Source organism: Paracoccus sp. SMMA_5_TC, assembly GCF_009696685.2.
Taxonomy (GTDB): Bacteria; Pseudomonadota; Alphaproteobacteria; order Rhodobacterales; family Rhodobacteraceae; genus Paracoccus.
In genome coordinates this window covers 709,364-734,278 of sequence record NZ_CP102355.1, presented here as the reverse complement: position 1 = coordinate 734,278, position 24,915 = coordinate 709,364, and the positions used below count along the sequence as shown (strand labels likewise).

At 66.6% G+C, this 24,915-nt stretch carries 24 protein-coding genes; 6 read left to right on the top strand and 18 right to left on the bottom strand.

The window, feature by feature from the left end:
• The first annotated feature begins 109 nt into the window (after nucleotides 1–109).
• Complete coding sequence (locus GB880_RS03680) at nucleotides 110–3,202, top strand: valine--tRNA ligase (RefSeq protein WP_263467297.1); 3,093 nt, start codon at nucleotides 110–112, stop codon at nucleotides 3,200–3,202.
• 64 nt (nucleotides 3,203–3,266) lie between these two features.
• Entirely contained in the window at nucleotides 3,267–3,590 is a 324-nt protein-coding gene (locus GB880_RS03675; protein WP_154494589.1) for a J-domain-containing protein, read from the top strand.
• On the opposite strand, the gene GB880_RS03670 is transcribed toward GB880_RS03675, so the two are convergent.
• Nucleotides 3,577–4,266 (bottom strand): CbiX/SirB N-terminal domain-containing protein, encoded by a 690-nt coding sequence (locus GB880_RS03670; RefSeq protein WP_263467296.1) that lies wholly within the window; start codon nucleotides 4,264–4,266, stop codon nucleotides 3,577–3,579. The genes GB880_RS03675 and GB880_RS03670 overlap by 14 nt on opposite strands.
• Complete coding sequence (locus tag GB880_RS03665) at nucleotides 4,259–4,822, bottom strand: DUF4202 domain-containing protein (RefSeq protein ID WP_154494587.1); 564 nt, start codon at nucleotides 4,820–4,822, stop codon at nucleotides 4,259–4,261. The genes GB880_RS03670 and GB880_RS03665 overlap by 8 nt, the downstream gene beginning before the upstream one ends.
• Before the next feature lie 92 nt (nucleotides 4,823–4,914).
• Here GB880_RS03665 and GB880_RS03660 point away from each other — a divergent pair, with 92 nt between their 5' ends.
• Nucleotides 4,915–5,421: an NnrU family protein gene (locus GB880_RS03660; protein ID WP_154494586.1), complete on the top strand. Its 507-nt coding sequence runs from the start codon at nucleotides 4,915–4,917 to the stop codon at nucleotides 5,419–5,421.
• Here the strand turns inward: GB880_RS03660 and GB880_RS03655 are convergent.
• On the bottom strand, nucleotides 5,405–6,418 hold the full coding sequence (locus tag GB880_RS03655; RefSeq protein WP_263467295.1) for an NAD(P)/FAD-dependent oxidoreductase: 1,014 nt from the start codon (nucleotides 6,416–6,418) through the stop codon (nucleotides 5,405–5,407). The genes GB880_RS03660 and GB880_RS03655 overlap by 17 nt on opposite strands.
• 49 nt (nucleotides 6,419–6,467) lie before the next feature.
• On the opposite strand from GB880_RS03655, the gene mnmD reads away from it, so the two are divergent.
• Entirely contained in the window at nucleotides 6,468–7,151 is a 684-nt protein-coding gene (mnmD, locus tag GB880_RS03650; protein WP_154493619.1) for a tRNA (5-methylaminomethyl-2-thiouridine)(34)-methyltransferase MnmD, read from the top strand.
• Here mnmD and GB880_RS03645 read toward each other — a convergent pair.
• Nucleotides 7,115–7,834: a rhomboid family intramembrane serine protease gene (locus GB880_RS03645; protein WP_154493620.1), complete on the bottom strand. Its 720-nt coding sequence runs from the start codon at nucleotides 7,832–7,834 to the stop codon at nucleotides 7,115–7,117. The genes mnmD and GB880_RS03645 overlap by 37 nt on opposite strands.
• 116 nt (nucleotides 7,835–7,950) lie before the next feature.
• Here GB880_RS03645 and GB880_RS03640 point away from each other — a divergent pair, with 116 nt between their 5' ends.
• On the top strand, nucleotides 7,951–9,216 hold the full coding sequence (locus tag GB880_RS03640) for a 4-aminobutyrate--2-oxoglutarate transaminase (protein ID WP_154493621.1): 1,266 nt from the start codon (nucleotides 7,951–7,953) through the stop codon (nucleotides 9,214–9,216).
• Between the two features lie 42 nt (nucleotides 9,217–9,258).
• Here the strand turns inward: GB880_RS03640 and GB880_RS03635 are convergent, their stop codons facing one another.
• The 4 genes from GB880_RS03635 to pgsA form a co-directional block, all read right to left on the bottom strand.
• Entirely contained in the window at nucleotides 9,259–10,215 is a 957-nt protein-coding gene (locus tag GB880_RS03635; RefSeq protein WP_154493622.1) for an acetyl-CoA carboxylase carboxyltransferase subunit alpha, read from the bottom strand.
• Nucleotides 10,216–10,290: 75 nt separating this feature from the next.
• Complete coding sequence (locus GB880_RS03630; RefSeq protein ID WP_154493623.1) at nucleotides 10,291–10,725, bottom strand: molybdenum cofactor biosynthesis protein MoaE; 435 nt, start codon at nucleotides 10,723–10,725, stop codon at nucleotides 10,291–10,293.
• 8 nt (nucleotides 10,726–10,733) lie between these two features.
• Nucleotides 10,734–10,979, bottom strand: a complete 246-nt coding sequence (moaD, locus tag GB880_RS03625; RefSeq protein ID WP_195840857.1) for a molybdopterin converting factor subunit 1 — start codon at nucleotides 10,977–10,979, stop codon at nucleotides 10,734–10,736.
• Between the two features lie 5 nt (nucleotides 10,980–10,984).
• A complete protein-coding gene (gene pgsA, locus GB880_RS03620) occupies nucleotides 10,985–11,605 on the bottom strand; it encodes a CDP-diacylglycerol--glycerol-3-phosphate 3-phosphatidyltransferase (RefSeq protein ID WP_154493625.1) in 621 nt (206 codons plus the stop codon).
• A gap of 152 nt (nucleotides 11,606–11,757) precedes the next feature.
• Here pgsA and GB880_RS03615 point away from each other — a divergent pair, with 152 nt between their 5' ends.
• A complete protein-coding gene (locus GB880_RS03615; RefSeq protein WP_229774390.1) occupies nucleotides 11,758–12,414 on the top strand; it encodes a ZinT family metal-binding protein in 657 nt (218 codons plus the stop codon).
• Nucleotides 12,415–12,435: 21 nt separating this feature from the next.
• Here the strand turns inward: GB880_RS03615 and uvrC are convergent, their stop codons facing one another.
• The 10 genes from uvrC to dnaK all read right to left on the bottom strand — a co-directional run bounded on the left by uvrC (nucleotide 12,436) and on the right by dnaK (nucleotide 24,780).
• Entirely contained in the window at nucleotides 12,436–14,316 is a 1,881-nt protein-coding gene (gene uvrC / locus GB880_RS03610; RefSeq protein WP_154493627.1) for an excinuclease ABC subunit UvrC, read from the bottom strand.
• A 301-nt stretch (nucleotides 14,317–14,617) separates the two neighbouring features.
• Entirely contained in the window at nucleotides 14,618–15,388 is a 771-nt protein-coding gene (locus GB880_RS03605; RefSeq protein WP_154493628.1) for an SDR family oxidoreductase, read from the bottom strand.
• Between the two features lie 103 nt (nucleotides 15,389–15,491).
• Nucleotides 15,492–16,292, bottom strand: coding sequence for a S49 family peptidase (locus tag GB880_RS03600; protein ID WP_154493629.1), 801 nt, complete (start codon nucleotides 16,290–16,292; stop codon nucleotides 15,492–15,494).
• A gap of 43 nt (nucleotides 16,293–16,335) precedes the next feature.
• Nucleotides 16,336–17,199, bottom strand: coding sequence for a ribokinase (locus GB880_RS03595; RefSeq protein ID WP_154493630.1), 864 nt, complete (start codon nucleotides 17,197–17,199; stop codon nucleotides 16,336–16,338).
• A 121-nt stretch (nucleotides 17,200–17,320) separates the two neighbouring features.
• Complete coding sequence (locus tag GB880_RS03590) at nucleotides 17,321–18,121, bottom strand: cytochrome c1 (RefSeq protein ID WP_229774392.1); 801 nt, start codon at nucleotides 18,119–18,121, stop codon at nucleotides 17,321–17,323.
• Nucleotides 18,122–18,646: 525 nt separating this feature from the next.
• Nucleotides 18,647–19,969 carry a cytochrome b gene (gene petB, locus GB880_RS03585; RefSeq protein WP_154493632.1) on the bottom strand — a complete coding sequence of 441 codons (1,323 nt, stop codon included), beginning with the start codon at nucleotides 19,967–19,969 and terminating at the stop codon, nucleotides 18,647–18,649.
• A gap of 10 nt (nucleotides 19,970–19,979) precedes the next feature.
• Nucleotides 19,980–20,549, bottom strand: coding sequence for a ubiquinol-cytochrome c reductase iron-sulfur subunit (gene petA, locus GB880_RS03580; protein WP_263467294.1), 570 nt, complete (start codon nucleotides 20,547–20,549; stop codon nucleotides 19,980–19,982).
• 232 nt (nucleotides 20,550–20,781) lie between these two features.
• Nucleotides 20,782–21,573 (bottom strand): RadC family protein, encoded by a 792-nt coding sequence (radC, locus tag GB880_RS03575; RefSeq protein ID WP_154493633.1) that lies wholly within the window; start codon nucleotides 21,571–21,573, stop codon nucleotides 20,782–20,784.
• 46 nt (nucleotides 21,574–21,619) lie between these two features.
• The gene (dnaJ, locus tag GB880_RS03570) at nucleotides 21,620–22,783 is read right to left on the bottom strand and encodes a molecular chaperone DnaJ (RefSeq protein WP_154493634.1); all 1,164 of its coding nucleotides are present in this window, start codon (nucleotides 22,781–22,783) and stop codon (nucleotides 21,620–21,622) included.
• Between the two features lie 80 nt (nucleotides 22,784–22,863).
• Complete coding sequence (dnaK, locus tag GB880_RS03565; RefSeq protein ID WP_154493635.1) at nucleotides 22,864–24,780, bottom strand: molecular chaperone DnaK; 1,917 nt, start codon at nucleotides 24,778–24,780, stop codon at nucleotides 22,864–22,866.
• Between the last annotated feature and the right edge of the window lie 135 nt (nucleotides 24,781–24,915).

Genomic DNA, 24,915 nt, shown 5'->3' with positions numbered 1-24,915 from the left:
GGCCCCCGCCGACCGTCGCCCGGTCACGGGCGGGGGAACCGGCTTCAGCGCCTCTTGGCCTTTGACGGCGTTTTGTCTATCCCCAGTGGCAATTCAAGGGGTGACAGACATGGCCATGGACAAGACTTTCGACGCCACCGCCGCCGAGGCCCGGATCGCGGCCCTGTGGGCTGCGCAGAACGCCTTTGCGGCGGGCGCCAATGCCAGACCCGGCGCGCCGGCGTTCTCGGTGGTGATCCCGCCGCCGAATGTCACCGGCAGCCTGCATATCGGTCACGCCCTGAACAATACGCTGCAGGATATCCTGGTGCGCTGGCACCGGATGCGCGGCTTTGACACGCTGTGGCAGCCCGGCCAGGACCATGCCGGCATCGCCACCCAGATGGTGGTGGAACGCCAGATGGCCGAACGCCAGGAGCCCGGCCGACGCGAGATCGGGCGCGAGGCCTTCCTGCAGAAGGTCTGGGCCTGGAAGCAGGAGTCGGGCGACACCATCATCGGCCAGCTCAAGCGGCTGGGTGCCAGCTGCGACTGGTCCAGGAACGCCTTCACCATGTCCGGCGCCCCCGGCGCCCCGGCGGGGGAAGAGGGCAATTTCCACGATGCGGTGATCAAGGTCTTTGTCGACATGTATGACAAGGGGCTGATCTATCGCGGCAAGCGGCTGGTCAACTGGGATCCGCATTTCGAAACCGCGATTTCGGATCTCGAGGTGGAAAACCGCGAGGTGCCCGGCCAGATGTGGCATTTCAAGTATCCGCTCGCCGGGGGGGAAACCTATGAATATGTCGAACGCGACGCCGACGGCAATGTGACGCTGCGCGAGACCCGCGACTATATCGCGATCGCCACCACCCGGCCCGAAACCATGCTGGGCGACGGGGCGGTGGCCGTGCATCCCGATGATGCCCGCTATGCCCCGATCGTGGGCAAGCTGGTCGAAATCCCGGTCGGGCCGCGCGAATACCGCCGCCTGATCCCGATCATCACCGACGAATACCCCGACCCGGACTTCGGCTCGGGCGCGGTCAAGATCACCGGCGCGCATGACTTCAACGATTATGCGGTGGCGATCCGCAACAACATCCCGCTGTATACGCTGATGGACGGCAAGGCGCGGATGCGCGCCGACGGGCTGTCCTATGCCGAAAGCGCCGAGATCGCCAGCCGCGCCGCCCGCGGCGAGGATGTTGGCGACGTGTCCGAGGTCAACCTGGTCCCCGAAGAGCTGCGCGGCCTTGACCGCTATCAGGCGCGCAAGGCCGTGATCGAGGCGATCACCGCCGAGGGGCTGGCCGTCACCTATCTGCACCGCGAAATCGACCCCGAGACGGGCGCCGAACATCTGGAACGCCGCCCGCTGATCGAAAACAAACCGATCATGCAGCCCTTTGGCGACCGTTCGGGCGTGGTGATCGAGCCGATGCTGACCGATCAATGGTTCGTCGATACCCCCCGGATCGTGCAGCCCGCCATCGATGCCGTGCGCAACGGCCAGACCCGGATCCTGCCCGAACAGCACCGCAAGGTCTATTTCAACTGGCTGGAAAACATCGAGCCCTGGACGATCTCGCGCCAACTGTGGTGGGGCCATCAGATCCCGGTCTGGTATGGGCTGGACTTGCGGCTGGAAGGCCAGGTCGATGATGACCACGACGGCGCCCTGGACGAGGTGGAAATCTTTGCCCTGCTCGAGGAAGGTCTGGTCCACCGCGACGAGATCCTGCATTGCGCGGCGAATTTCACCGAGGTGGCGCGCCGGTTCCGCGACAGCATGGTCGAACTGCCGCAGCCGCTGGAGGTGGCGCGGGTGATCGAGGTCGCCGACCGTGCGGCGGCCATCCACGCCTTTTCCCAGGGGCTGGCCGAATACAACCTGACCCAAGACCCCACGCGGCTGGTCTATCCGGTCTGGCGCGACCCCGATGTGCTGGACACCTGGTTCAGTTCCGGCCTGTGGCCGATCGGCACGCTGGGCTGGCCCGACAGGACGCCGGAACTGGCGCGCTATTTCCCGACCTCGACGCTGGTCACCGGCTTTGACATCATCTTCTTCTGGGTGGCGCGGATGATGATGATGCAGCTGGCGGTGGTCGGGCAGGTGCCGTTCCGCGACGTCTATGTCCACGGCCTGGTGCGCGACGAAAAAGGCGCCAAGATGTCGAAGTCGAAAGGCAATGTCATCGACCCGCTGACGCTGATCGACCAATACGGCGCCGATGCGCTGCGCTTTACCCTGACCAGCATGGCGGCAATGGGCCGCGACCCCAAGCTGGGCCCCAAGCATGTCGAGGCCAACCGCAACTTCGTCACCAAGCTGTGGAACGCCAGCCGATTCGCCGAAATGAACGGCGTGCGGGGCGGTGGCGCCCGGCCGCAGCCGCGCCATGTCGTCAACCGCTGGATCATCGGCGAGGTGGCGCGCATCCGTATCGCCACCGACGAGGCCCTGGCCGGCTATCGCTTCAACGATGCCGCCGCCGGGCTTTACGCCTTTGTCTGGGGCAAGGTCTGCGACTGGTATGTGGAATTTTCCAAGCCGCTGTTCGATGGCGATTACAGCCAGGAAACCCGCGACACCATGGGCTGGGTTCTGGATCAGTGCTATACGCTGCTGCACCCGATCATGCCCTTTGTCACCGAAGAGCTGTGGGCGCTGACCGGCCAGCGCGACCGCATGCTGGTGCATGGCGCCTGGCCCGAATATGGCGAAGAACTGATCGATGCCGAAGCCGACCGGCAGATGAACTGGGTGATCCAGCTGATCGAGAACATCCGCTCGGCCCGGGCGCAGATCGGCGTGCCCGCCGGGGCCCGCCCGGACCTGATCGTGACCCAGGCCGATGCCGCCGCGCGGGACGCGCTGGCGGCGAACGCGCCGCTGATCGAGCGCCTGGCGCGCGTGAACCCGCCGCGCGACGGCGCCATGGGCCAGGGCATGATCGCGGTGGCAGTGCCGGGCGCCAGCCTGGCGCTACCGGTGGGCGAGATGATCGATGTCGCCGCCGAAACCGCGCGCCTGCAAAAGGCGGTCGCCAAGGCCGAAAAGGATGCCGCCGGCCTGCGCGGCCGCCTGGCCAACCCGCGGTTCGTCGAACATGCCGAAGCCGAGGTGATCGACGAAACCCGCGACAAGCTGGCGGCGCTGGACGATGACATCGCCCGCCTGCGCGGGGCGCTGGAGCAGCTGGCGGCGATGTGAACCGGGGCGATGCGGCAGGCGGGGCGGGTGACCATCTCGCCTTGCCATGGCAGGGACAGGGCTGATGCGCTGGCTGGAACGGATCGCGGAACGCATGATGCTGAAGGCCCGGGCCGAGGGCAAGTTGTCCGGACTGGAGGGCGAGGGCAAACCTTTGCCCCAGCGCCACGAGCCAGACAGCGCCGAGGCTGTGGGCTATCGAATCATGGCGCGTGCCGGCGTCCTGCCCGAGGAAATCGTGCTGAAGAAACGCATCGATGCCGCCCGCGCCGAACTGGCCAGCCTGCCCGAGGGGGCGGCACGCGATGCCGCCCTGGCCCGGATCGCCGATCTGGAAATGCGGCGTGCCATCGCCATCGAGGCGCGCCGCCGGTTCATGAAGCCCTGATTGCCCGGGCCAGCGCTGCGGCGATCATCCGCGGCACCTGGGGGGCAAGCCCCACCGGCGGCAGGGTGATGCCGGCATAGCCGGCCTGGGCCAGGGCCTGCGGCAGGTCGTCGGTCACATGTTCGGCCCGGCTGGCAAACAGCGGCAGGCACAGGCTTTGGACGGGCAGGCCGCGGGCGGCCTCGGCCAGAAAGGGCGCCTCTTCGACAAAGCCGCAGCGCACTTCGGCCAGATGCGGCGCCAGGGCTCGGGCCATGTCCTGCGCGGCCTGTGCCGGAGCGCGCGACCGCCCCGAGCCATGCGCGGCGATCATCAGATGACAGTCGGCCAGCCGCCAGCCCTGCGCCAAGGCCGCCGCCCGCAGCAGCTCAAGACACAGGTCCGGCAGGCCGGCATCGCTGCCAAAGGGCGGCAGGATGCGCGCCCCGCCCGCCCCGGCCAGTGCCAGACGGCGCGGCAATTCGCTGCGGGTGAACCAGCCGGTGGCCATGAACATCGGATAGATCAGCGTGGCGTCATCGGCGATGTCCAGCGCCCCCGGCATGGCCAGCGTCGCGCCGCGCACGCTCATCCCGGGCAATTCGGCAGCGACGCGCCGGGCCAGATCCTCGATCGCCCGTTGCTGCGGGCCGGGATCGCCGGGCTGGCCATGGCCGACGATCAGCGCCCTAGTCACGGAAGGCTGCGGCATAGGGTTCGGGAATCTCGAATTCCTGCAAGGCCAGCGCGCGTGCCCGGGCCGACATCTTGCGCGCGGTCTTTTCGACGATGCGCTGCATTTCCTGCGGGTCGCGGCCGGCGGCAAAGGGGCCCATATACCAGCGGATGAAGGTGAAACAGATCACGTCCTCGAGCGCCTGCACCTCGGGGTCGCGCTTGATCCCCTGTTTCGTCAGCATCTTGCCGGCCTGCGCGATCTGGTCATCATCATAGCCGGCGTCGCGCATGATGCCGGCGATGCGGGCGGCGTGGCGGCGGCCCTGTTCGCTGCGCCAGGCCAGATAGCCGGCGCGGTCCATCGGATAGGCATCGCGCGGCAGCAGCCAGCGTTCGATATGCTGGCCACGGCAGGCGATGCGCAGCACCTCCGAGGCATCGGGATACAGCGCCTGCTGTTCGGCGCTCATGCGCTGGCCGTATAGCAGCGCCTCGGGGCGGCCCTGGGGGTCCAGATGCGGGTCGGCGCTGTTGGCGCGGTCGATGGCGTCGAAGGCGGTTTGAAGGCGGGTCATGGGCTGGTCCTTGTGCTTTGCGCCATCATGCCGCAGGCCGGGCCGGGGTCAATGCGATTGCCGCCGCCAGGCTGCGGGGTTAGCCTGGATGCATGGCCTGGGTGGAATTTCTGCTGGCGCTGGCGGTGTTTGTCGCCGCGCATGTGATCCCCGCGCGCGCCCGCGCGCCGCTGGTGGCGCGACTGGGCCGGCGCGGCTATATCGCCGGGTTCAGCCTGCTGTCGTTTGCGCTGCTGTTGTGGCTGATCGTGGCGGCGGGGCGCGCGCCCCATATCCCCTTGTGGCCGCAAGAGCCATGGATGCGCTGGCTGGTCAACCTGGTGATGCCGCTGGCGGTGCTGGTGGCACTGTGGGGCGGCATGGCGGGCCTGCTGCTGGCGTTTCTGGCCTGGGCGGGGGCACATCTGCTGGCCAATGGCGATCTGGCGCATGCGATCCTGTTCGGGGGCCTGGGCGGCTATGCCGGTCTGGGCCTTGCGCGGCTGCAGCGGCCATTGCGGCTGCGGCCGGGTTGGCGGTCGGGGCTGGCGGCGCTGGCGATCTGGGCCGCGCTTTACCATCTGCACCCGTGGTTCGCCGGCGTCAGCCCGGCACCCTGAAGCCCGCGGGGATGCGGTCGCGGCCGTCCAGGATCAGGTCGGCCAGCATCCCGGCGCAGGCGGGCGCCATCGCCAGCCCGATCTTGAAGCCGCCATTGGCCACATAGTCGCCCGGCCGACCCGGCCAGGGCCCCACAAGCGGCGCCCTTGACCGGGCGCGGGGGCGGATGCCGGCCCAGCGGTCGATCACCGTCGCCGTGGCCAGCGCCGGGCACAGCCGTCGCGCCCGCTCGATCAACGCCTCGATCTGGGCGTCGGTGGCGGTGTCCTGCACCCCCGGCTCCGAGGTCGAGCCGATGGCGACGGTGCCATCGGCATGGGGCACGATGTGCAGCCCCTCGGCAAAGACCTGCGGGGCCGTGGCGGCGTCATGGGCCAGCAGCGCCGACTGGCCCTTGACCCCGCCGCCGCCAAAGGCCGCCAGGCCAGCGACCCCGGTGGCCCAGATCGCCGGGCCTTCGGTGGTCGCGCCTTCCTCGATCCGGCCGCCGCCGGCGCGGATCGCCGCCGCCAGCGCCGCGCAGGCCTGCCGCGGGTTGATGCGCGCCGTCAGCCGATCGACCAGCCACAGGCCCGAGGGCGATTCGGGCGGCAAGGGCGTGTCCGGCGCGTCGGTCAGTTCCATCCGCGCCCAGTCGGGCCAATGCGCGCGCGCCGCCGCGATGCGGTCCTGGATGCGATCCCGGGCGCCTTGCGGCAGCGGCTGGATGCGACCGGTGCGGGCATAGCCCGGATCGATACCACCGGTCAGCGCCACCTCGGCCCACCAGTCCGCGGCGGTAATCAGCGCCTGCAACTGCACCTGTTTCTTGTCGTTCCAGTTTTCCGGCGCATGCGGCGCCAGCGCCCCCACATGCCCGCCCGAGGCGCCGGCCGCGATCCGCGCCCGTTCCACCACCCGCACCCGCCGGCCGCGGCGGGTCAGTTCCCAGGCGCAGGCAAGGCCGAAGATGCCGGCGCCCGCCACGGTGATTTCCCCCGGATTCGCGCTTGCCATTGCCTTGTCCCTGCCGCATCTGCCCGTCGACGGACAGGAGTTAGCGCGGATGGGCCAGCCAGACCAGAGCGCGGCGGACCTCGATTGGCGCGATGGCGCCATTCCGGTGTCGCGCCGCTTTGACGATCCCTATTTCAGCCTGAACGGCGGCCTTGCGGAAACCCGGCATGTGTTTCTGGCCGGAAACGACCTGCCGGCGCGGCTGGTCGCCGGATTTCACGTCGCCGAACTGGGCTTTGGCACCGGGTTGAACCTGCTGGCGCTGGCCCAGGTGGCGCGGGTGCCGGTCCGCTTCACCAGTTTCGAGGCCTTTCCGATGAGCGGCGAGGAACTGGCACGCGCCCATGCCGCCTTTCCCGAGCTGGCCGATCTGGCGGCCGAACTGCGCGCCGGCTGGCCCGCAGAACGCTTTCGCGTCGGTCTGGTCGAGGCGCGGGTGATCCGCGCCGACGCCCGCCAGGCGCTGCCGCTGTGGCAGGACAGCGCCGATGCCTGGTTTCTCGACGGCTTCTCGCCCGCCCGCAACCCCGAGATGTGGGGGCCCGAGCTGATGGCCGAGGTCGGGCGCCACACCCGCCCGGGCGGCAGCTTTGCCACCTATACCGCCGCCGGCCATGTGCGCCGCGCGCTGGCCGAGGCGGGATTTGCGGTGAGCCGCGCCCCCGGCTTTGCCGGCAAGCGCCACATGAGCCGCGGTCAGCGCCTGACCGGCGGAATCCGCGAAGGCGCGTAGTCGATGGGCTTGTGCGGGGGCTGGCCGTGGGTGCGACTCCAGAAGGCGGGGCCGCCGCGGCGCAGGAACAGCGGCAGCGCCAGCACCACCCCGGCCACGAACCCCGCCGCATGGGCGACATAGGCCACGCCGTCGTCGACCCCGCTGAGCCCCGAGAATATCTGCAGCCCGAACCAGACCATCAGCAGCACCCAGGCCGGTATGGTAAAGCGCTTGATGATGACGATGATGATGGCGATGACATCGACGCGGGCACGCGGAAACAGCAGCAGATAGCCGCCCATCACCCCGGCGATCGCGCCCGAGGCCCCGACCATCGGGATGCCGCTGGCGGGGTCCATGGCGATCTGCCCGGCGGCCGCCGCCAGACCGCAGGCCAGATAGAATACCAGAAATCCCGCATGGCCCATCTGGTCTTCCAGATTGTCGCCAAACACCCACAGGAACAGCATGTTGCCGGCGATATGCAGGATGCCGGCGTGCAGGAACATATGCGTGACCAGCCCCCACAGCCATTGGCCGTGGCTGATCGCCACCGGATACAGCGCCAGCCGGTCCCACAGCTGGACCTGCCCCCCGGCCCAGGGCATGGTCAGCAGGAACATCGCCAGGTTCAGCAGGATCAGGGCATTGCGCACATGCGGCGTGCGCTCGGACGGATTGTGGTCACGGATCGGGAACATCTCTGGCCTCGGGGCTGTCGGGCCAGCGTGAAGCATGTGCCGGCTGCGCGCAAGCGGCCTGTTCGACACGGCAGCCGCCGTATAGCATCGGCGGCGAATCGTCTCGAGGAGGGGCCATGACCAGCCTGACCGACCGCAAGAATGCCGCCATTTCCCGCGGCGTCGGCATGACCACGCAGATCTATGCCGAACGCGCCGAGAACGCCGAAATATGGGATGGCGAGGGCAACCGTTACATCGATTTCGCCGCCGGCATCGCGGTGGTGAACACCGGCCATCGCCATCCGCGGGTGATCGCGGCGGTCAAGGCGCAGCTGGACCGCTTTACCCATACCTGCCACCAGGTCGTGCCCTATGAAAACTATGTCGCCCTGGCCGAGCGGCTGAACGACAGCGTGCCGGGCGACTGGCCGAAAAAGACCGCCTTTTACACCACCGGCGCCGAGGCGGTGGAAAACGCCATCAAGATCGCCCGCCATTATACCGGCCGCGCCGGGGTGGTGGCCTTTTCCGGCGGCTTTCACGGCCGCACCTTCCTGGGCATGTCGCTGACCGGCAAGGTTCAGCCCTACAAGGCGGGTTTCGGCCCGATGATGAACGATGTCTGGCACCTGCCCTTCCCGGTCGAACTGCACGGCATCAGCCAGGAGGACGCGCTGGCGGCGCTGGACCGGCTGTTCAAGGCCGATGTCGACCCCGCCCGCGTCGCCGCCATCATCGTCGAGCCGGTCCAGGGCGAAGGCGGCTTTTACGAGGCGCCGGCCGGCTTCCTGCAACGCCTGCGCCAGATATGCGACCAGTATTCGATCCTTTTGATCGCCGACGAGGTGCAGACCGGATTTGCCCGCACCGGCAAGCTCTTCGCCATGGAGCATCACGGCGTTGCCGCCGATCTGACCACCATGGCCAAGGGGCTGGGCGGCGGGCTGCCGATCAGTGCCGTGACCGGCCGCGCCGAAGTGATGGACAGCCCCGCCCCGGGGGGCCTTGGCGGCACCTATGCCGGCAATCCGCTGGCGGTGGCGGCCGCGCATGCGGTCCTGGACGTGATTGCCGATGAACAGCTTTGCGACCGCGCCACCCGCCTGGGCCAGCGGCTGAAACAGCGCCTGGCCAGCCTGCGCGACGAGGTGCCCGAAATCGCCGATATTCGCGGCCCCGGCTTCATGAATGCGGTCGAGTTCAACCAGGCGGGCAGCGACAAGCCGAACCCCGAGATGACCAACCGGGTCCGCGAAGAGGCGCTGAAACGCAACCTGATCCTGCTGACCTGCGGCGTTTACGGCAATGTCATCCGCTTTCTGGCGCCGCTGACCATCCCCGACGCGGTGTTTGACGAGGCGCTGGACAAGCTCGAGGACTCGATCCGCGCCGCGCGCTAGATCCAACCGGGCGCCGGTCGGCCGGCGCCCGTTGATGCCGCTTCAGGCCAGCGCCTTGGCGCCCATGTCCAGGAATTTCTGCCGCCGTTCGCGGATCAGTTCCGCGGGCTTGCGATCCTTGAGTTCGGCCAGCATGACGGCGATGGCCTCGCCCACTGCGGCGATCGCCTCGCCGGGCGCGCGCTGGGCCCCGCCCACCGGTTCCAGGATGATTTCGTCGATCACGCCCAGCTTCTTCAGATCCTGCGCGGTCAGTTTCAGCGCATGCGCGGCCTCGCGCATCTTTTCGGCATCCTTCCACAGGATCGAGGCGCAGCCTTCGGGCGAGATCACCGAATAGATCGAATGTTCCAGCATGGCGATGCGGTTGGCGGTGGCAAAGGCGACCGCGCCGCCCGAGCCGCCCTCGCCGATGATGACCGACACCAGCGGCACCCCGATCTGCAGGCATTTCTCGGTCGAGCGGGCGATGGCCTCGGACTGGCCGCGTTCTTCGGCGCCCTTGCCGGGGTATGCGCCGGGGGTGTCGACCAGGGTGATGACCGGCAAGCGAAAGCGATGTGCCAGGTCCATCAGCCGGATCGCCTTGCGATAGCCTTCGGGCCGGGCCATGCCGAAATTGTGAAAGATGCGCGACTTGGTGTCATTGCCCTTTTCATGGCCGATGACCACGCAGGGCTGATCGCGGAACCGCGCCAGCCCGCCCATGACGGCGTGATCCTCGCCAAAGGCGCGGTCGCCGGCCAGGGGCGTGTATTCGGTGAACAACTGGTCGATGTAATCGCGGCAATGCGGCCGTTCCGGGTGGCGCGCCACCTGCGTCTTGCGCCAGGGATCGAGCTGCTTGTAAAGATCGCGCAGCATGTCCTCGGCCTTCTTGTCCAGGGCCGCCGCCTCTTTTTCCAGATCGACCCCTTCGCCCTGCCGCGCCAGGGCGCGCAGTTCTTCGGCCTTGCCTTCCAGGTCGGCAAGGGGTTTCTCGAACTCGAGGTAGGTCATGCAGGGCTCCGCTGTGTCATCGGTCCGGTTTCGGCGTCTATATGATCGCCGTGCGGCGGGATTGCAACTTTTGCCTTACCAGCGGCGCAGCGCGTCCTCATCCTCGTCGCGGGCATCGACCCAGGCGCCGGGGCCGTCGGGGCCGATCTCGCGCTTCCAGAACGGGGCACGCGATTTCAGCCAGTCCATCAGATATTCGGCGGCCTCGAAGGCGGCCTTGCGGTGGCGGGCGGCGGTGGCGACCATCATGATCGCCTCGCCCGCCTGCAGCCGGCCATGGCGGTGGATGATGCGCCAGTCGTCCAGATCGAAGCGGGCGGCGGCGGCCTGGCCATAGGCCAGCAGAGCCTTTTCGGTCATGCCGGGGTAATGTTCGATTTCCAGCGCCAGCAGCCGGCCGCCTTCGTCGCGAACCAGGCCGGTGAAGGTGACGACGGCGCCGGCGCCGCGGCCGAAGCCGTCCAGTTCCGCCGCCAGGTCAAAGGGCCGGGTCTCGACACGCACCTGCATGGTCTGCGCTAGCCCCCGGTCATCGGCGGGAAAAAGGCGACCTCGCGCGCGCCGGCCAGCGGCGCGTCCAGATCGGCCAGTTCCTGATCGACGGCGACGCGCACCGCCGACAGGTCCGCCAGCGCCGCCGCGTGCCATTCATCCAGCGCGGCCAGTTCGTCCACCAGCTCGCGCACGGTGGCGGCCCGGGTTTCGATGCGTTCGCGGGGCTGGCCGATGCGTTCGCGCAGCCAGGCGAAATACAGCACATCCAGCGCCATCAGTGATCCCTCAGATAGGGGCGGGCCTTGTCGAAATAGTCCCAGCCGGTGATCGCGGTCAGCACCGCCGCGATCCAGAACAGCGCCAGCCCGATCTGCGTGGCCAGGTCGGACCAGCTGTCGGACCAGGGCAGGCGGGCCTCGCCGACCAGGGGCGGGTGGCCGACCTCATAATACTGCAAACCGGTGCCCAGAAACAGCACCGCGATGGCCACCATCTGCGCGGTGGTTTTCCATTTCGCCAGCCGCGTCACCTTCAGTAACCGGGCGTCATGGCCCAGAAACTCTCGCAGGCCGGACACGAAAACCTCGCGAAACAGGATGACGGTGGCGGGCAGGATCAGCCAGGGGTTCATGCCCGAATAGCCGGTGATGACCACCACGGCGATGATGACCATTGCCTTGTCGGCGATCGGGTCCATGGCGGCGCCAAAGCGGCTTTCCTGCTGCCAGGCCCGGGCCAGATAACCGTCGAACCAATCGGTGACTGCGGCCAGCAGGAACAGCACCAACGCCGCGAAATCGGCAAATGGCCGGCTGAGGAAGAGGAACATCAGCGGCACCAGCGGCGCCGCCACCAATCGCAGAACGGTCAGGAAATTGGGCAGTGTCCAGCGCATGGCCTGCAATCTAGGCGGTTGCGGGGCCGGGGGGAAGGGGTTGTGAAACCCGCTTGCACAAGTAAATAAGAGATGTAATAACATAACAAAAATGGAGAATCGAAATGCAAACTTTTCCCAGTCGTCGCCAAGACCGGCATCTTGTCCAAGCCATGCTGGCAGGGGCTATCGTTGCCGTGCTTGCGCTGCCTGTCCACGCCGGGTCGGGTCAGGACCAGGGGCACAGCCACGGCCACAACCATGGGCACAGCCATGAACAGGTCGATGAGCAGGCTCGTCGCATCCATCAAGGCCATTTCGACGATGCCCAGGTGCAGGCCCGGCCGCTGTCGGACTGGGCAGGCGAATGGCAATCGGTCTATCCGCTGCTGATGGCGGGACAGCTGGATCAGGTCATGTCCAGCAAGGCGGAGAAAGGTGACAAGACCGCTGCGGAATACCGCCGCTATTACGAAACCGGCTATCGCACCGATGTCGACCGTATCGCCATTGATGGCGACAGGGTGACGTTTCGCAGCGCCAAGGGCAGCGCAAGCGCAAGATATGTCAGCGACGGTTTCGAGATCCTGACCTATCCAAAAGGCAATCGCGGCGTGCGCTATGTCTTTCGCAAGACCGAAGGCGATGCGGCCGCCCCGGATTTCATCCAGTTCAGCGACCACAAGATCGCGCCGCAGGCTGCCGATCACTATCACCTGTATTGGGGCAATGACCGCGCAGCGATTCTGCGGGAACTGACGAACTGGCCGACCTATTATCCGGCGACGCTCAGCCCGGCGCAGATCGTGCAGGAAATGCTGGCGCATTGACGCCGGCGGCGGCGCGGCGGGTCAGCCCTGAAAATGATCGACGATCTTCTGCGCCAGCGCGGCGCTGATGCCTTCGACCGCGGTCAGATCGGCAAGACCGGCGCGGCTGACCGCCTTGGCCGAGCCGAAATGCGCCAGAAGCGCGCGCTTGCGTGCCGCGCCGACGCCGGGGATCTCGTCCAGCGGATTGGCCATGGTCGCCTTGGCCCGGCGGGCGCGGTGGCTGCCGATCGCCCAGCGATGCGCCTCGTCGCGCAGGCGCTGGATGAAATACAGCACCGGATCGTTCATCGGCAGCGCAAAGGGGCGCTGGCCGGGGCGGTGAAACTCTTCCTTGCCGTGGTCGCGGTCCTGGCCCTTGGCCACGCCGATCAGCGGGATGTCCTCGAGCCCCAGTTCGGCCAGGATCTGCTGGACGGCGCTGACCTGCCCGGCGCCGCCGTCGATCAGCAGCAGGTCCGGCCAGGCATCGCTGCTGCGGTCGGGATCTTCCTTCAGCAGACGTGAAAAGCGCCGCGTCAGCACCTCTTTCATCATGCCGAAATCGTCGCCCGGGGTGATTTCGGTGCCCTTGATGTTGAACTTGCGATACTGGCTCTTGATCCAGCCTTCGGGGCCGGCGACGACCATGCCGCCCACGGCATTGCTGCCCTGGATGTGGCTGTTGTCATAGATCTCGATGCGCTGCGGCGGCGCGGGCAGATCGAAGGCCTCGGCCAGCCCTTCGAGCAGCCGCAGCTGCGCCGCGCTTTCCGACATGCGCCGCGCCAGGCTTTCACGGGCATTGCGCAGCGCGTTTTCGACCAGTTCGGCCTTTTCGCCCCGCTGCGGCACCCCCAGCACCACCTTGCGCCCGGCCTTGGCGCTGAGGATTTCCGCCATCAGGTCGGGATCCTCGATTCCATGCGACAGCAGCACCATGCGCGGCGGCACCTTGCCGTCGTAGAACTGCGCCAGAAAGGCCTGCATCACCTCGTCGGCGGATTCGACGCCATTGAGCCGGGGGTAGAAATCGCGGTTGCCCCAGCTCTGGTTGCCGCGGATGAAAAAGACCTGAACGCAGGCCTGGCCGTGATCCATGTGCAGGGCGATGACATCGGCCTCGGCCACGCCGCGGGGATTGATGGCCTGGACCGACTGCACCGCGGTCAGTGCCTTGATGCGGTCGCGCAGGGCGGCGGCGCGTTCGTATTCCATCGCCTCGGCGGCCTCGGCCATCTCGCGCGCCAGATCGGCCTGGATGCGCGTGGTCCGGCCTTGCAGGAACAGTTCGGCATCGGCCACAAGGGCGCGATATTCCGCCTCACTGATGCGGCCGACGCAGGGGGCGCTGCAGCGCTTGATCTGATACAGCAGACAGGGCCGGCTGCGGCTGGCGAATGTCGCATCGGTGCAGCTGCGCAGCAGGAACACCCGCTGCAACTGGTTCAGGGTGCGGTTGACCGCCCCGGCGCTGGCAAAGGGGCCGTAATAATCGCCCTTTTCCGATTTGGCGCCGCGATGCTTCTTGATCTGGGCAAAGGGGTGCGACTTGGCCACCAGGATGTTCGGAAACGACTTGTCGTCGCGCAGCAGCACGTTGTAGCGGGGTTTCAGCTGCTTGATCAGGTTCTGTTCCAGCAGCAGCGCCTCGGTCTCGGTCCGCGTGGTCAGGAACATCATGCTGGCGGTTTCGCGGATCATCCGCGCGATGCGGGCGGAATGGCCGCTGCCGCGGGCATAGTTCGCCACCCGCGCCCGCAGGTTGCGCGCCTTGCCGACATAAAGCACCGCCCCCTGGGCATCCAGCATCCGGTAGACGCCGGGCGAACCGTCCAGCCCGCGCAGATAATCCTGGATCAGCGCCTGGCCGGTCCTGGCGGGCGGGCCGGGAAGAGTGGGTTGGGCAAGGGAATCGGTCATGGTGCCAATGAAGTGATTCTGGGGCCGGGCTGCAAGTTCGCCGCTGAAAGTTCAAGCTGAATCCTGTCCACGGAATCTGTGGATAAGTCTGTGAATCAGCTTGGGAGCAAGCTGCGATCTGCAAGCAATTATTGGGGATTCCTCAATCTGCACAAAATTTAGGCAGTAAAACAACTAGCGGAAAACAAAAGAAATTTTTCTTCGCCATCGCAATGGACTGAATTTCTTGCCAGAATCGTGACGCTTTGGTGATGGCTGCGCCGCAAGTGGACAACTTGACGCAGCAAGGTCCGTTCCGGACCTATTCGACGCCCAGCACGTCGGGCGTGCGCCAGGCCAGGTGCTGGCCGCCGTCGACGCAGATCAGTTGTCCGGTGACCGACGGCGCGTCCAGCAGATAGCCCAGTGCGGCGCAGATATCCTGCTCGGCAGCGCCTCGCTGCAGGATGGTGGCGGCGCGCTGACGGGCGAAATGGGCTTCGGACTGCCGGGCGCCCCGCAGCGTCGGGCCGGGGCCGATGGCATTCACGCGAATGTCGGGCGCCAGCGCCTGGGCCGAGGTGCGTGTCAGCCACCACAGCCCCGCCTTGGCAATCGAATAGGTCATGAATTCCGGCGTCGGCTTCAGCACCCGCTGATCGACCATGTTCACCACCAACGCCCGGGCCCGTGGCTCGGGGTCGCTGCGGTCGGCAGGCGGAGCCTGGCGCGCAAAGGCCTGGGTCAGCACGAAGGGCGCGCGCAGGTTCGATTCGAAATGCCGGTCCCAGCTGTCGCGGCTGGCGGTCTGGATATTGTCGTATTCAAAGATCGAGGCATTGTTGACCAGCACGTCCAGCGGTCCCAGGGCCTGCTGCGCGCGCGGCAGCAGCGCATCGGTCTGCTCGGCGTCCAGCAGATCGGCTTGCAGCACCGCGGCCCGCACCCCCAGGGCGCGCGCCTCGGCCGCGGTCGCCTCTGCCTCGGCGACCGAGCCGTGGCAGTGGATCGCCACGTCATGGCCGCGCCCGGCCAGATACAACACCATCGCCCGTCCCAGCCGCCGGCCGCCGCCGGTCACCAATGCGGTCATCTGCGCCCGATCCCCAGCAGCTTCGCCAGCAGCCGCCGCATGCCCGGCCCCGACAGCAGCGCCAGCGCCAGCAGGATCAGCAGGCACAGGATGGCAGTCTTGATCATCCCTGTGCCCCGAAGCGGGCGAATGCCGCGCGTTCGTCCAGCGTGCCCAGCACATCCTCGGCCGACAGGCCAAAGCGGCGCAGCAGCGGCACCCGCTGGCCATAGGTCAGAAACCGCGTCCGCGGCCCGTAAAGTTCGCGCATCTTCGGCACCAGATGGGCGATGCCATCGGCCAGGCCCAGGGCGACCGCATCGGCGCCGGCCCAGATTTCGCCAGTGAAAAGGTCGCGGTCCTGCGCCAGCCTGGCGCCGCGGCGGGCCCGCACCTGCGCCTTGAAGGCATCGTGGATCGGGGTCAGCAGCCGTTCCAGCCGCGCCACATCCTCGGGCGTTTCCGGGCGGAACGGGTCCAGCATCGACTTGGACCGGCCGGCGGTATGCACGCGCCGTTCGATCCCCCAGCGCTGGATCAGTTCCGGAAAGCCGAAGCCCGCCGCGATCACCCCGATTGAGCCCAGGACCGAGCTGTCATCGACCCAGATGTAATCGGCGCTGCACGCCAGCCAATAACCGCCCGAGGCTGCCACATCCTCGACAAAGCCATGCACCGGCACGTCGTGGTCCTGGGCCAGGCGGCGAATGCGGGCGGCGATCAGGCTGGATTGCACGGGCGAGCCGCCGGGCGAGTTGATCGCCAGCGCCACCGCGGCCGGCTTGCGCCGCTTGAAGGCGCGCTCCAGCACCGGCGCCAGCGCGGCATCCGACAGGCCGGCGCCGCCGCGTCCGGCCGCACCGATGGCGCCTTGCAGGCGCAGGACGGCGACATGCGCCGGACGGTTCAGAAACGAAAATGCCATGATCCAGCAGATAGGCAACGGAAACGGGCGCGGCAATCCCCCATCAACGCGCCTTCAGGAAATCCGCGACCTCGGCCCGGTCGGGCATGGCATCGCCGGCGCCGGGTCGCGTCACCTGCAGGGCCGCGGCCGCAGCGGCATGGCGCAGGATGCTGGACATGTCCTCGCCCCGCGACAGGCCGGCGGCGAACCAGCCGGCAAAGCAGTCGCCCGCGCCGGTGGTATCGACCGGTCGCACGGCAAAGGCCGGTTGTCGCCAGACCTGACCGCTGCGCAGGTCGCGGTATTCCGCCCCCTCGGCGCCGCGCGTGATCAACATTCCGCCGACCGGCAGATCCTGGCCAAATGCGGCAAAGGTCTGTTCGGCCTCGCCCGCGTTCATGGCCAGGATCGAGACATGCGGCAGCACCTCCTGCAGCGCATCAAGCCCGAAGGGCGCCGCCGAATAGATCACGGTCGCACCTTTCGACCGGGCCAGACGCGCCGCAGCCGCCTGCAGGCTGGTTTCATTCTGCATCAGCAGGATGTCACCCGCAGCGATCGGTGCCTTCAGCAGGTCTGCCGGCAGCGCCATATTGGCGCCGCCATGCAGGATGATGCTGTTTTCCCCCTGATCGTCCACCATGATGATGGCGTGGCCGGTCGCATGGTCGCTCAGGCGGCGAATGGCGGTCGTGTCAACGCCGGCAGCCTCCAGCCGCGCCGGCACCCAGTCGTCGCCCGTCCCCATCGCGCCCAGATGCACGACGCGCGCCCCGGCCCGGGCGGCGGCCACCGACTGGTTGGCGCCCTTGCCGCCCAAACCCTGCGTGTAGCCCTGCGAATGCAAGGTCTCGCCGGCGCGGGGCAATTGCGCCAGCCGATAGACATGATCGATGTTGATCGAACCCAGATTATAGATGGTCATGACCGCGCCCCCGTTTCGCGTATCAGAAACTGGCAGAGGCGTCTTGTCCATACGGGTGGTGCGAATGGAAAACGCGCCCCGCAAGGGGGCGCGTCGGGTCGGGTTCGCGTGTGGTCCCGGATCACTCGGGCTTGCGCGCGCCGTGCTTGATCGGCCACCACAGCCGTTTGTTGGTCAGATACAGCAGCGCCGCCAGCACGATCAGGAACAGCACCGAGACGAAACCGACCTGCTTGCGGTCCATCATCTTGGGCTCGGCCGTCCACATCAGGAAGGCGGCGACATCCTTGGCCATCTGGTCGACGGTGGCTTCGGTCCCGTCCTCATAGGTGACCTGACCATCGGTCAGCGGCTGCGGCATCTTGATCCAGCCGCCAGGGAAGGCGGCGTTGTGATAGAAGGTGCTGCCGGCCTCTTCCTTGGTTTCGCCGTCGTAGCCGACCAGGATCGCGTGGATGTATTCCGGCCCGCCGATACCATTGAACAGTTGCGAGATGCCGGTGCCGTAAGGCCCGTGGAAGGCGGCGCGCGCCTTGGCCATCAGCGACAGGTCCGGCCCCATCCCCTCGCCCAGAACGGTGGGGAAATGGTCGGTCGGCACGCGCGGACGATCCTCGCCGGTTTCGGCATCGGCGATGTCGAACTGCGCGGCATAGGCACGCACCTGATCCTCGGGCAGGGCCGGGCCACCGGGATCGGCCAGGGTGCGGATCGGCACATAGCGCAGACCGTGGCAGGCCGAACAGACCTCGGTATAGACCTGCAGGCCACGCTGAAGCTGGAACTGGTCGTATTTGCCGAACGGGCCCTCGAAGCTGAAGGATACGTCCTCGATATGCGGCGCCGCATGGCTTGCTGCGGCATCGTCGCCCGCGGCGGCACCATGACCCTCCTCGGGCTGGGCAGCGGCCGCATCGGCCAGCGGTTCTTCGGTTGCGGTCGGCTCGGCGGCGGATTCCTCCTCGACCGCGGTTTCGGCAACCGTTCCGGCCGGAGCATTTTCCTCGGCCGGGGTGACCTGCTCGGCAGTGTCGGTGGGCTCGGGCTGCGGCGTGCCTTCGATCACATCCGTGGTCTCGGACTGATCTGCGGAGACCGCGTCAACAGCGGCTTCGCCAGCGGCAGGCTCTGCCGGGGCCGAGGCGGCCGGTTCAGCAGCAGCCGGCTCGGTCGCTGCCGGCTCAGCGGCTGCAGGGGCGGCTGCGCTGTCGTTTGCCTCGGCAGCAGGCTCTGCCGCGGGCGGCGTCGGCGAACCGGCCTCTGAAGCCGGGGCTTCGGCGGCAGGGGTTTCAGCCGGCTGGCTGCCGGCGGCCTCGACCGGTGGCATTGTCGTTGCGGCCGGGGCCTCGCTTGCCGATTGCTGGGCCAGCGCGCCTCCTGCCAGGGCGACGGTCAGGGCAGCAACAGCCGTGAGCGTAGCGGTTCTCAAGGTCATTGGTGCCTCTCCTTACTCGGCAGGATGGGTTTCGGGCCCGTAATGGGCGTTGAAGTCTTCCTCGATGGTCTGAGGCATGGGCAGGGGCTTTTCGACCACGCCCAGGATCGGCAGGATCACCAGGAAATAGGCGAACCAATAGGCCGCACCCGCCAGCGCGATATAGGGATAGATCCCCTCGGCCGGCATCGCACCCACCCACATCAGGATGATGAAGTCCACCACCAGCAGCCAGAACCACCACTTGAACAGCGGCCGATACTGGCCCGAGCGGACGCGCGAGGTGTCAAGCCATGGCACCAGCGCCATGACCAGGATGGCCCCGAACATCGCCAGCACGCCGAAGAACTTGGCGTCGATGATGCGGAACGACAGCCAGTTCACCAGCTGCACCACCCAGACATCGGCGGTAAAGGCGCGCAGGATCGCGTAGAAGGGCAGGAAATACCATTCCGGCACGATATGGGCCGGCGTGGCCAGCGGATTCGCCTCGATATAGTTGTCGGGGTGACCCAGGTAGTTCGGCATGAAGCCGACGATGGCAAAGAACACCACCAGAACCACAGCCAGCGCCAGCAGATCCTTGATCACGAAATAGGGCCAGAAGGGCAACGTGTCCTTCTGCGCCTCTTCCTTCGAGCTGCGGCGCACCTCGATCCCGGTCGGGTTGTTGTTGCCGGTGGTGTGGAAGGCCCAGATATGCACGATCACCAGCCCGGCGATCACGAAGGGCAGCAGATAGTGCAGCGAGAAGAAGCGGTTCAGCGTGGCATTGTCGACCGCCGGGCCGCCCAGCAGCCAGGTCTGGATCGATTCGCCGATGCCGGGAATGGCGCCGAACAGGCCGGTGATCACCGTCGCGCCCCAGAAGGACATCTGGCCCCAGGGCAGCACATAGCCCATGAAGGCAGTGCCCATCATGCACAGATAGATCAGCATGCCGACGATCCAGGTGACCTCGCGCGGCGCCTTGTAGCTGCCGTAGTAGAGGCCGCGGAAGATGTGGATATAGACGGCGAGGAAAAACAGCGACGCGCCATTGGCGTGCAGATAGCGCAGCATGTAGCCGCCGTTCACGTTGCGCATGATATGCTCGACCGAGGCAAAGGCCAGGTCGACATGCGGCGTGTAATGCATGACCAGCACGATGCCGGTGACGATCTGCAACACCAGGCAGAAGGCCAGCACGATACCCCAGATCCACCACCAGTTCAGGTTCTTGGGGGTGGGGATCATGATGGTGTCATAGATCAGGCTGACCACCGGCAGACGCCGATGCAACCAGCGCTCGAAACCCGACTTGGGTTCGTAATGGTCGTGGGGAATTCCGGCCATATGCGCCTCCTCAGCCCAGCTTGATGGTGGTTTCGTTGACGAATTCGGCAACGGGAACATGTAGGTTCTGCGGCGCCGGACCTTTGCGGATGCGGCCCGAGGTATCGTAATGCGACCCGTGGCAGGGGCAGAACCAGCCGCCGAAATCGCCGGCGCCATCGCCGATCGGCACGCAGCCCAGATGGGTGCAGACCCCGATCATCACCAGCCATTCGCCGGCCTCGTCCAGGGTGCGGTTCTGGTCAAGTGCCGGCTCGCCGGGCTTGTTGGCGTTCTCGGCGTTCTGGTCGATCAGCTCGCTCAGCTGGACTTCGCGGGCCTGCTGGATTTCCGCTTCGGTCCGGCGGCGGATGAACACGGGCTTGCCCAGCCATTTGACCGTCAGCTGCGTGCCGGTTTCGACACCGCTGACATCGACCTGGATCGAGGCCAGCGCCTGCACATCGGCCGAAGGATTCATCTGGTTGACAAGGGTCCAGGCGGCCGCCCCGGCCGCGACGGCGCCGGCCCCGGCGGTCGCGAAATAGAGGAAGTCCCTCCGGGTGCCGTGGTCACCTGCGTGTTCGTCTGCGTGGGACACGGGTCAGATCTCCATTAATGCCCCGAAATCGGGGCGATATGACGGGACGGGCCGTGTCTGGACACAGCCCTCGCCCGGCCGGTTCTAGCGTTCAATTTCGCGTCAGTCCAGCGGCGGCGCCACCTGCGGGTCGCGCAAGCGGCCGCAGGTGTGGGATTTTCGCTGCGCTGTGCGATCGCTGGTGCCGGCGCGGAGGGGCAGCGGGCCGGTGGTCGTGCCGCCACCCCTGCGGCTAGATCAGCCCCTCGCTGCGAAAGCTCAATTCGCGGGCGCGTCCGATGATGAGGTGGTCATGCAGCGCAATGCCCATCACTTCGGCCGCGGCGAGGATGCGGTTGGTCATCGCGATGTCGGCTTGCGAGGGGGTCGGGTCTCCGGAAGGATGGTTGTGCACCAGGATCAGCGCGCTGGCCGACAGTTCCAGCGCCCGGCGCATGATCTCGCGCGGATAGACCGGCACGTGATCGACCGTGCCGCGGGCTTGCTCTTCGTCGGCGATCAGGACGTTCTTGCGGTCCAGATACAGCACCCGGAACTGTTCGATGTCGCGATGCCCCATGGCGGTGTGGCAATAATCCAGCAGCGCATCCCAGCTGGTCAGCACCGGGCGGTGAATGATGCGCGACCGTGCCAGTCGCTGCGCGGCTGCCTCGACGATCTTGAGCTCCTGGACCACCGAAGGACCGACCCCTCTGATCTCGGTCAGGCGGGCGGCGGGGGCCGAAAGGACGCGGTTGAAATCGCCGAACCGTTCGAGCAGCCTGCGGGCCAGCGGCTTTACGTCCTGACGCGGGATGGCCCTGAACAGCACCAGTTCCAGCAATTCGTAATCGGGCATCGCCTCGGCGCCACCCTGCATGAAGCGTTCCCGCAGCCGGGCCCGGTGATCGGCGATATAACTGGGCAGCCGGCCCGAACGATCCAGCGCGGTCGGTGCGGCCTCATCATCCAGGGGTGTTTCCACCGGATCCGGGCCACCGAACAGGGGCAGGGGCGCTTCGTGAAAGGCATGATTCGTCGTCATGCCCCAAGGCTGACATGAAAATGGTGAACGCAGGGTTAACGCGCGCTCACCCCTTCATCTCATCCCAGAAACCTTTGATCTTGTGAAAGAACCCTTGGGTTTGCGGGTTATTGTCGGCCTGGATCGCCTCGAACTCGCGCAGCAGATCCTTTTGGCGCTGGGTCAGGTTCACCGGTGTCTCCACGACCAGTTCAATCAGCATGTCACCCGATTCGCCATTCATGCCGGGACCGTGGCGCAGCGGCGGCATCCCCTTGCCGCGCAGGCGCAACTGCCGGCCAGATTGCGTGCCGGCCGGAATCCGCACGCGCGAGCGACCGCCGTCGATGGTCGGCACCTCGATTTCGCCGCCCAGGGCCGCCGTGGCCATGCTGACCGGCACCTGGCAGGCCAGCATCCGACCGTCGCGCACGAAGATCGGGTGCTCCTTGACCTCGATGAAGATATAAAGATCGCCGGCCGGGCCGCCGCGCATTCCCGCCTCGCCCTCTCCGGCAAGACGGATGCGGGTGCCGGTCTCGACCCCGGCAGGGATATTGACCGACAGCGACCGGTCGCGCTGCACCCGGCCGGCGCCGTGACATTCCTTGCACGGATTCTTGACGATCTGGCCGTGGCCGTTGCAGGTCGGGCAGCTGCGCTCGACGGTAAAGAAACCCTGGGTGGCGCGGACCTTGCCCATGCCCGAACAGGTGGGGCAGGTGACAGGCTCGACCGCACCTTCGGCGCCGGTGCCGTTGCAGGCGCCGCAGGCGACAGAACCCGGCACGTTGATCGTCTTTTGCGCGCCGGTAAAGGCCTCCTCCAGCGAGACGCGCAGGTTGTAGCGCAGATCCTGACCCCGGCTGGCGCGCGAGCGGCCGCCACCAGCGCCGGGCCGCCGGCCCATCATGTCGCCGAAAAGATCCTCGAACACATCCGCGAAAGCCGAACCGAAATCGGTATGGCCATTGCCGCGACCGAACCCGTTGAAACCGCCGCCGCCGTCAAAGGCCGCATGACCGAAACGATCATAGGCAGCCTTCTTCTGGTCGTCCTTCAGACAGTCATAGGCCTCGTTCACCTCCTTGAACGCGGCCTCGGACATCTTGCAGTCCTTGTTGCGGTCAGGGTGCAACTGCTTTGCCTTGGCGCGGTAGGCCTTCTTGATTTCTTCGGCCGAGGCGCCCCGTGCAACGCCCAGCACCTCGTAGTAATCACGTTTCGCCATGTCGTTCGCGTCCGGGGTCTTTCAAGACATGGCCGGCCCGTGCGGGTCCGCGACGGGCCGGCCGGTGGGTTTGCATGCGCTTACTTGCGCTTGTCTTCGCCGAGATCCTCGAAATCGGCGTCGACGATTTCGTCATCCACGTCACGGGGCGAGCCGCTGCGGTCGGCGTCGCCGTCCCCGGCCTCGGCCTGCTGGGCCTTGTAGATGGCCTCGCCCAGCTTCATCGAGGCGTCCATCAGGTTCTGGATGCCGCCCTTGATCTTGCCGGCGTCCTCGGCCTTGACCGCATCTTCCAGCGCCCCCATGGCCAGTTCGATCGCCTCGACGGTCGAGCCGTCCACCTTGTCGCCATGTTCCTCGAGCGACTTGCGGGTGGTGTGCAGCAGGCTTTCGGCCTGGTTCTTGGCCTCGACCAGCTCCTTGCGCTTCTTGTCGGCTTCGGCATTGGCCTCGGCGTCCTTGACCATCTTTTCGATCTCTTCGTCGGACAGGCCGCCCGACGCCTGGATGGTGATCTTCTGTTCCTTGCCGGTGCCCTTGTCCTTGGCCGACACCGAAACGATGCCGTTGGCGTCGATGTCGAAGGTCACCTCGATCTGGGGCATGCCGCGCGGCGCCGGCGGAATGTTTTCCAGGTTGAACTGGCCCAGCAGCTTGTTGTCTGCGGCCATTTCGCGTTCGCCCTGGAACACCCGGATGGTCACCGCATTCTGGTTGTCCTCGGCTGTCGAGAAGATCTGCGACTTCTTGGTCGGGATGGTTGTGTTGCGGTCGATCAGGCGAGTGAACACACCGCCCAGGGTTTCGATGCCCAGCGACAGCGGCGTCACATCCAGCAGGACCACGTCCTTGACGTCGCCCTGCAGCACCCCGGCCTGGATTGCCGCACCCAGCGCCACCACCTCGTCGGGGTTCACGCCCTTATGCGGTTCCTTGCCGAAAAAGGCGGTCACTTCCTCGATCACCTTGGGCATGCGGGTCATGCCGCCGACAAGCACGATCTCGTCGATGTCGCTCTTGGACAGGCCGGCGTCCTTCAGCGCGTCCTGAACCGGCTTCATCGTGCGCTTGATCAGGTCGGCGACCAGGCTTTCCAGCTTGGCCCGGGTCAGCTTCATCACCAGGTGCAGCGGCGTGCCCGAATCCTTGTCCATCGAGATGAACGGCTGGTTGATCTCGGTCTGGCTGGACGAGGACAGTTCGATCTTGGCCTTCTCGGCGGCTTCCTTCAGCCGCTGCAGCGCCATCTTGTCCTTGGTCAGATCGACGCCGTGTTCCTTTTTGAACTCGTCGGCGAGATAGTTGACGATGCGCATGTCGAAGTCTTCGCCGCCCAGGAACGTGTCCCCGTTGGTCGATTTCACCTCGAACAGGCCGTCGTCGATTTCCAGGATGGTGATGTCGAAGGTGCCGCCACCAAGGTCATAGACCGCGATGGTCTTGCTGTCCTTCTTGTCCAGGCCATAGGCCAGGGCGGCCGCGGTCGGTTCGTTGATGATGCGCAGCACCTCGAGCCCGGCGATCTTGCCGGCGTCCTTGGTCGCCTGACGCTGGGCGTCGTTGAAATAGGCCGGAACCGTGATCACCGCCTGGGTGACGGGTTCGCCCAGGTAGCTTTCGGCGGTCTCCTTCATCTTCTGCAGGATGAAGGCGGAAATCTGGCTGGGGGAATATTTCTCGCCCCGAACCTCGACCCAGGCATCGCCATTGCCGCCATCGACAATGGCATAGGGCACCAGCTTCTTGTCCTTTTCGACCTCGGGGTCGCTGGTGCGGCGGCCGATCAGCCGTTTCACGGCAAAGATGGTGTTCGACGGGTTGGTAACGGCCTGACGCTTGGCGGGTTGGCCGACCAGACGCTCGCTGTCGGTGAAGGCGACGATGGAGGGCGTGGTGCGCGCGCCTTCGGAATTCTCGATGACCTTGGGTTGGCTGCCGTCCATGATGGCGACGCAGCTGTTGGTGGTTCCGAGGTCGATGCCGATGACTTTAGACATGCAATAACCTTTCTTGCGGCGATGTGCTGGGCCTTGGGTCCTCAACAGGCCCCCGAAGCCCGATCCCTGATTGATCCGGACCCGGGCCGAACTGCCCTGTCCGACGTTCTGGGGGCTATATAGGTAGGGGTCTGA